7 protein-coding genes are annotated in these 7,160 nt (G+C 46.6%); 2 read left to right on the top strand and 5 right to left on the bottom strand.

Annotated features, from left to right (window positions below; genetic code table 11):
* Positions 1 to 1,042: NO-inducible flavohemoprotein (hmpA, locus tag CAG68_RS04035; RefSeq protein ID WP_161440808.1), on the top strand; the 1,042-nt coding region annotated here is incomplete at its 5' end.
* 80 nt (positions 1,043 to 1,122) lie between these two features.
* Here hmpA and motX read toward each other — a convergent pair.
* Both motX and CAG68_RS04025 read right to left on the bottom strand, forming a co-directional pair.
* Positions 1,123 to 1,758 carry a flagellar protein MotX gene (gene motX / locus CAG68_RS04030; RefSeq protein ID WP_005381388.1) on the bottom strand — a complete coding sequence of 212 codons (636 nt, stop codon included), beginning with the start codon at positions 1,756 to 1,758 and terminating at the stop codon, positions 1,123 to 1,125.
* Positions 1,759 to 1,974: 216 nt separating this feature from the next.
* Entirely contained in the window at positions 1,975 to 3,291 is a 1,317-nt protein-coding gene (locus CAG68_RS04025) for an adenylosuccinate synthase (protein WP_005381385.1), read from the bottom strand.
* A gap of 172 nt (positions 3,292 to 3,463) precedes the next feature.
* On the opposite strand from CAG68_RS04025, the gene CAG68_RS04020 reads away from it, so the two are divergent.
* The gene (locus CAG68_RS04020) at positions 3,464 to 3,649 is read left to right on the top strand and encodes a DUF2065 domain-containing protein (RefSeq protein WP_005381383.1); all 186 of its coding nucleotides are present in this window, start codon (positions 3,464 to 3,466) and stop codon (positions 3,647 to 3,649) included.
* 63 nt (positions 3,650 to 3,712) lie between these two features.
* On the opposite strand, the gene hflC is transcribed toward CAG68_RS04020, so the two are convergent.
* The 3 genes from hflC to hflX all read right to left on the bottom strand — a co-directional run.
* Positions 3,713 to 4,693 (bottom strand): protease modulator HflC, encoded by a 981-nt coding sequence (hflC, locus tag CAG68_RS04015; RefSeq protein ID WP_005381382.1) that lies wholly within the window; start codon positions 4,691 to 4,693, stop codon positions 3,713 to 3,715.
* Between the two features lie 2 nt (positions 4,694 to 4,695).
* A complete protein-coding gene (gene hflK / locus CAG68_RS04010; RefSeq protein ID WP_005381381.1) occupies positions 4,696 to 5,901 on the bottom strand; it encodes an FtsH protease activity modulator HflK in 1,206 nt (401 codons plus the stop codon).
* 45 nt (positions 5,902 to 5,946) lie between these two features.
* On the bottom strand, positions 5,947 to 7,160 hold a 1,214-nt coding region (gene hflX, locus CAG68_RS04005), incomplete at its 5' end, for a ribosome rescue GTPase HflX (RefSeq protein WP_237667836.1).

Here is a 7,160-nt window from a genome sequence, read left to right as displayed (position 1 = left end):
GCGTAACGGCGATCAGCGTGAAGCATTATTCAACGCTATCTGTGCCTATGCTGCCAATATTGAAAATTTGCCAGCTCTGCTTGGCGCAGTAGAGAAAATTGCGCATAAGCACACGAGCTTTTTGATCACAGAAGATCAGTACCAAATCGTTGGTAAGCATTTACTTGCGACAATCGATGAGCTTTTTAATCCAGGTCAAGAAGTGTTGGATGCTTGGGCTGAGGCTTACGGCGTACTTGCGAATGTATTTATTCAGCGCGAAGAACAAATTTACCAACAAAATGAAGCTTTGGAAGGCGGCTGGCGCGGTCTACGCGAATTTGAATTAGTCGATAAAAAGATTGAGAGCGAACACATTTGCAGCTTTGTGTTCAAGCCAACCGATGGCCAAAAAGTGGCGCCGTATAAACCGGGACAATACCTTGGCATCTACATCAACAGTGACCAGTTAGAAAACCAAGAAATTCGCCAATATAGCCTGTCTTCTGCGGTCCAAGAGAACACCTACCGTATCTCAGTAAAACGTGAAGAAGGCGGAAAAGTGTCGAACTACCTGCACGATAGCCTGAACATTGGCGAAAAAGTGCAGCTTGCGGCCCCTGCCGGTGATTTCTTTATGGATGCCGAACCACAAACACCCGTTGTTCTAATTTCTGCTGGTGTGGGACTTACTCCAACGCTGTCAATGCTAGAAAGTCTCTCAGCACATCAAGCACCTGTAACTTGGGTTCATGCAACAGAAAATGGCCAACAGCATGCTTTCAAGCAACACGTAAACCAACTCGTTGCAGAAAAAGAAAATATGAACGCGCTCGTTTGGTATAACCAACCAACGGCAGAAGACAAGCTAGGCGAAGACTTCCACTTCACGGGCTTTGTCAATCTGTATGAAATTGAAGCTGCATTAAAGCAAGATAACGTGCAGGTATACTTCTGTGGTCCTGTAGGATTTATGCAGCACGTAGCGAAACAGCTATTAGAACTTGGCGTACCAGAAGAGCAATTCCATTACGAATGCTTCGGTCCACACAAAGTGGTTTAAGCGCTACCAACTATCGGGAAAACAACAAAGCCCACGTGACGTGGGCTTTGTTGTATGAAGTTGTTTGCAATATTGAAGCGTTACCAAAAGGTGTCTCGCCGTTTAGCTCGAGCAATAACGTTTTGTGGCATGCGCTGTTCAAGGCCGTTTCTCAATACAGTTATGCGCTTATGCTGCCGCTTATCTGCTGTGACAGAGTTATATAACCAACGATACGCATCTTCGTAATCGAGTGGACTGCCATAATCACGTAAAAGCAACTCGGCCAGATGAATACGCGCGTTTAGGTTTCCCATTGACGCAGCTTCTCGCAAATATGGAATTGCACGTTCTTTATCTTGCTGTACTAAAGTGCCACGCGAATAGTATCGGCCAATCTGCTCTAGTGCAGCTGGTAACCCCTGATGCGCTGCATTTTCGATGTAGTAAAGACCCAGTTCGACATCTTGCTCGACACACACCCCCCAAGCCAACATATCTCCGTACAGAAATTCATAAGCGGGTAAGTTAATTCGAGTCGCACGAGCTACGATATCCTCCACCAGCTGGCAGTTATCAGCGCGCACACGTTGTAAGTGCTTATTTTGCTCAATAAGCTTTATCAGCTCTGCTTCGGTATAGATCGGAACTGGTGCCCCCACATCAGCAACATTGGCTTTCACTGTGGTAGCAACCAAGGTCAACAACAGTGAAGCAGCCACTGTTCGTAACTTCATAAACGTACCCTTAAGGTATCTAAGAAACCAAAGATCGGTGAAGGATCTCCTCTGCTTGATAACCTTATCGGCAAAAAACAGCTAAGCTTTAGACAATTTTTGCCTCTGATTTAGGCTCAGCGGCAAAAGCTTGCCATATGAGAGTCACGCTGTTTTTGTTCAGATACAAAAAAGCCGACCAGAAGGTCGGCTTTTGCAATCTTTAACGGCTATCAATTAAGCTTCGAATGGGTGAACTTTGATGATAGTTTCGTTACGGTCAGGACCTGTAGAGATGATGTCTACTGGAACGCCAGTTAGCTCTTCAATACGCTTGATGTAGTCAAGAGCGGCTTGTGGTAGAGCATCTAGTGACTTAGCACCAAATGTGTTCTCAGACCAACCAGGCATTGTTTCGTAGATTGGCGTTGCTTTTTCGAATGCTTCAGCAGCCATCGGAGAAACTTCTAGCACAGAGCCATCTTCCATCTTGTAACCAGTACAGATTTTTAGCTCTTCTAGACCATCTAGTACGTCTAGTTTAGTTAGACAGAAACCAGATACAGAGTTGATTTGGATTGCACGACGCATAGCAACAGCATCGAACCAACCTGTACGACGTAGACGACCAGTTGTCGCACCGAACTCGTGGCCAACTTCACCTAAGTGCTTACCAATTGGATCTTGCTTATCTAAACCGTCGTATAGTTCAGTCGGGAATGGACCAGCACCAACGCGAGTACAGTACGCTTTTGCGATACCCAAGATGTAACCGATGTGACGAGGACCAAAACCAGAACCTGCAGCAACACCACCAGCAGTCGTGTTAGAAGACGTTACGTACGGGTAAGTACCGTGGTCGATATCAAGTAGTGTACCTTGTGCACCTTCGAACATGATCTTGTCGCCGCGCTTACGTGCTGCGTCTAGTTCGTCAGTTACGTCGATAACCATTGACGTTAGTAGTTCAGCGTAGCCTTTCGCTTGCTCAAGTACTTCTTCGTAGCTTACTGGTTCCGCTTTGTAGAAGTTAACTAGTTGGAAGTTATGGAACTCCATGACTTCTTTTAGCTTCTCTGCGAAAGTCGCCATATCGAATAGGTCGCCAACGCGTAGACCGCGACGAGCAACTTTATCTTCGTATGCTGGACCGATACCACGACCAGTAGTACCGATAGCTTTTTTACCGCGAGCGATTTCGCGAGCTTGGTCCATTGCAACGTGGTAAGGAAGAATTAGCGGACATGCTTCAGAAATGAAAAGACGCTCGCGTACTGGAATACCGCGCTCTTCAAGAGGCTTCATTTCTTTAAGTAGAGCTTCAGGTGATAGTACAACACCGTTACCGATAACACATTTTACGTTATCGCGAAGGATACCTGATGGAATTAAGTGAAGAACGGTTTTTTCACCGTCAATTACGAGAGTGTGACCTGCGTTGTGACCGCCTTGGTAGCGTACCACGTATTTTGCATCTTCAGTTAAAAGGTCTACGATTTTACCTTTACCTTCGTCACCCCATTGGGTGCCTAGAACGACTACGTTATTTCCCATCTTTCCAAGTCTGATTGCTAGTTAAAAATGGATTCTAGCACCGAATCTCAGTTCTTGCAGTCATTTTTTGTTCACAGAGTCGCTACCAGAATGTCATCTTGCCGCTTTGTTCATTTTGAAATCAGCATATCACTGATAGTATTTAGCTTTCTCTATTCGACTGGAAAGCGCTATGTCTGAATCCATATGGTTGGCGATTGGGCTCGTCTTGATCGTGGAAGGCATTGGGCCACTGATTGCTCCTAACGGTTGGCGGAATATGGTGGCTCAATTAAGTGAACAACCCAACAATCAGCTACGACGCATCGGTGGCTGCCTAGTAGTTGCTGGAGCCGTCATCGCCATCATGATGAGCTAGCACTTAGCATCAGATACAAAAAAGGCTCCCTAAGGAGCCTTTTATTTCAATGAGACGCGGAGATTATTTCTCCATGCTGCCCTTCGACTGGTTCATGTATTGGAAGAACTCACTCTTCGGATCAAGCACCAGAATATCGCTCTTAGAGCTGAAGGACTTCTCATACGCACGTAGCGAGCGTAGGAAGCTAAAGAACTCAGGGTCTTTGTTGTACGCTTCAGCATAAATCTTCGCAGCTTCAGCATCCGCTTCACCTCGTGTCACACGCGCAGTTTTATCAGCTTCAGCTAGAATAGTTGCTACTTCTAGTTCTGCTTGAGCACGAATAACTTCCGCTTTTTCACGACCTTGAGAACGGTGCTTACGAGCAACGGACTCACGCTCCGCACGCATACGACGGTAGATAGACTCACTGATTTCATCAGGCAGGTTGATTTTCTTCATTCGGAAATCAACGACACGAACACCCAAGTCTTTCATTGCGCTTTCACGCGTGTCCTTCAATACTTCAGACATGATTAGGTCGCGTTCACCATCAATCTCAAGCGCTTCACGAGCCGCTTCAGTTGCGACAACATCAGCACTTGCGTCTTCTGGTAGCACATCATCGTTACGTGGACCAGATACGATCTGTTTGATTTCACGAGCACCGATTTCAGAACGAAGCACGTCCGTCACTTTACGCTCAAGTAGTGCCTCTGCCGTTAGCGAGTTACCACCGCCAGTCGCGAGGTAGTAGCGACCAAAATCTTCAATACGCCACTTCACGTAGGTATCAATGATAACGTCTTTTTTCTCGGACGTTACGAAACGGTCGGCACGACCATCCATTGTTTGGATACGTGCATCAAGTTGTTTCACACGGTCAAACAAAGGCATCTTGAAATGCAGACCAGGCTCGTAAATTCGAGTGATGTCGTTATTGTCTTTCAAGACACGACCAAATCGAACCACGATACCGCGCTCACCTTCAGGAATCACAAACAAAGACATCAACATTAATGCCAGTGCGATTACCAGTACAGGGATCATTAACTTACGCATTCTTAGTATCTCCCTTGACGTGAACCTGTTGAACGAGACTGCGAGTTCGAAGTGTCTTCTTGTGTACGATCAGACTCAAGTTGAATTTGATCATAGGTTGAAGATGACTTCGATTTACGTTTGGTATCTGCTTTGCCCTCTTGTCCCGCCAACTTATCGATTGGAAGGTAAAGAAGATTGCCGCTTGATTCCGAGTCAATCAACACTTTCGAAGTGCTTGAGTACACCTCTTCCATTGCGTCAATGTACAGACGATCACGCGTTACACCAGGCGCTGCTTGGTATTCTGGTAGTAGTTTTTCGAACTGTGCTACCTGACCAAGAGCCTCGTTAGTGACACGCTCATTGTAACCTTGTGCTTCTTTCTTCAAACGCTCTGCACGACCCGTTGCCTTAGGCAAGATTTCGTTCTTGTATGCTTCAGCTTCACGAATGAAACGCTCTTCGTCCTCACGTGCTGCGATTGCATCATCAAACGCATCTTTCACTTGCTCTGGTGGACGAGCAGACTGGAAGTTCACATCAACAAGTACCAGACCCATATCATAGCTATCAATGATTTGGTTCAGTGTTTCTTGCGTAGTTTGACGAATTTGCTGACGACCACTGGTTAGAATGCTATCCATCAATGAGTCACCAATTACTGCACGTAGTGCAGAATCCGTTGCTTGACGCAAGCTGTCGTCTGCATTGGTTACACGGTACAAGTATTTGTATGGGTCAGTCACTCGGTACTGAACATCCATCGCAACTGTTACAACGTTTTCATCTTTAGTCAGCATTAGACCAGATGCACGTAGTGAACGAATCGCTTGTACGTTTACCGCTTCGTACTCATCAATAAAGCGAGGACGCCAGTTAAGACCTGGGTCTACGATACGATCGTATTTACCTAAACGCAGTACAACACCACGCTCTGCTTCACCGATGGTGTAAAAACCAGCGAAAAACCAAACCGCAACAGCAATCAGAGCAATCACGCCAAAGCCAATTGCACTACCACCACCGCCGCCGATTGGAGAACCACCGCCGCCTTTTTTACCAAACTTGCCGCCCAGCTTTTGACTCAGTTTGTTGAACACTTCATCTAAATCTGGCGGACCTTGATCTCGGCCACCAGGACGCTGGCCACCACGATTATTATTACCCCAAGGGTCATTATCGCGGCCATTGTTGCCGTTGTTATTTCCAGGCTCATTCCACGCCATTAGAAAGCTCCATCATTTGATATGACGTTATACTGTAGCAGTCCTTTAAGTGACTATAAAGCCAGTCAAAACTGCCCCTTCTCTTTTTTCAAGTCTAGACCAATCTACTTGCTGCATTCGAATATCGATCAACAAGTTACCATCCTGGTCATATTCCTCACGTTGAATACACTTCATTTGGAAGAAGGTACTACGGAATCGTCCTTGATACTGTGGAGGAATTCGCAACTGATGCTCGACCATTTGTGACGCCAGACGTTCCGTCAGAGCCTCAAACAGGACATCAATGCCCAACCCATCCATTGCTGAAACCCAAACTGCGCGAGGTACGCCTTCCTCGTCTCGTTCTATACGTGGTTTCTGCGAATCTAGATTGTCGATTTTGTTCATGACAACCAGAGTCGGCACTTCATGCGCGTCGATCTCTTCTAGTACTTCATGAACAGCTTGAATATTCTCACGAAAACGCTCATCACTGGCATCAACAACATGTAACAAAATGTCAGCTTCTTGCGTTTCCTGCAAGGTTGCCTTGAAGGCCGCAACCAAGTCGTGTGGCAAATGTCGAATAAAACCAACCGTGTCTGCCAAGATGGCAGGACCAACATCTGCTAACTCTATCTTACGTAAAGTCGGGTCCAAAGTAGCAAATAATTGATCAGCCGCGTACACGCCAGCTTCTGTAATACGGTTGAAGAGTGTCGACTTACCCGCGTTGGTGTAACCCACAAGTGAAACCGTTGGGATTTCAGCTCGATTTCGGGCGCGGCGCCCTTGTTCACGCTGCTTCGCTACTTTGTCTAAGCGTCGCAGGATGGCTTTGATTCTGTCACGCAATAAGCGACGGTCGGTTTCCAGCTGGGTTTCACCCGGGCCACGTAAACCGATACCACCTTTCTGCCTTTCAAGGTGCGTCCAACCACGAATCAAACGAGTAGAGATATGACGAAGTTGAGCCAGCTCTACCTGTAGCTTACCTTCGTGTGTTCGAGCTCGTTGAGCAAAGATATCGAGAATAAGACCAGTGCGGTCGAGAACTCGACATTGGCACAGTGCTTCGAGGTTACGTTCTTGGGCAGGAGAGAGGGCGTGATTAAAAATCACAATTTCGGCACCCGTTGATTGTACCGCTGTAGCAATCTCTTGGGCCTTACCCTCTCCGACATAGTATTTCGGGTGTGGGGATTGACGACTACCAGTTACCACTTGTAGCGCCTCTACCCCAGCAGAAGAAACCAGCATTTCGAACTCAGCCAGAT

This window comes from Vibrio sp. V42_P2S4T144 (genome assembly GCF_009904715.1).
GTDB classification, from domain to species: Bacteria; Pseudomonadota; Gammaproteobacteria; order Enterobacterales; family Vibrionaceae; genus Vibrio; species Vibrio alginolyticus.
Note: the sequence above shows the minus strand (reverse complement) of the source record. Positions and strands in the feature narration are given on the sequence as shown.

Bases quoted from the DNA above. Each gene is read 5' to 3' on its own strand.
- CAG68_RS04020 (WP_005381383.1), top strand. From the start codon at position 3,464: ATGTCTGAATCCATATGGTTGGCGATTGGGCTCGTCTTGATCGTGGAA.
- hflC (WP_005381382.1), bottom strand. From the start codon at position 4,693: ATGCGTAAGTTAATGATCCCTGTACTGGTAATCGCACTGGCATTAATG.
- motX (WP_005381388.1), bottom strand. From the start codon at position 1,758: ATGAAGTTACGAACAGTGGCTGCTTCACTGTTGTTGACCTTGGTTGCT.
- CAG68_RS04025 (WP_005381385.1), bottom strand. From the start codon at position 3,291: ATGGGAAATAACGTAGTCGTTCTAGGCACCCAATGGGGTGACGAAGGT.
- hflK (WP_005381381.1), bottom strand. From the start codon at position 5,901: ATGGCGTGGAATGAGCCTGGAAATAACAACGGCAACAATGGCCGCGAT.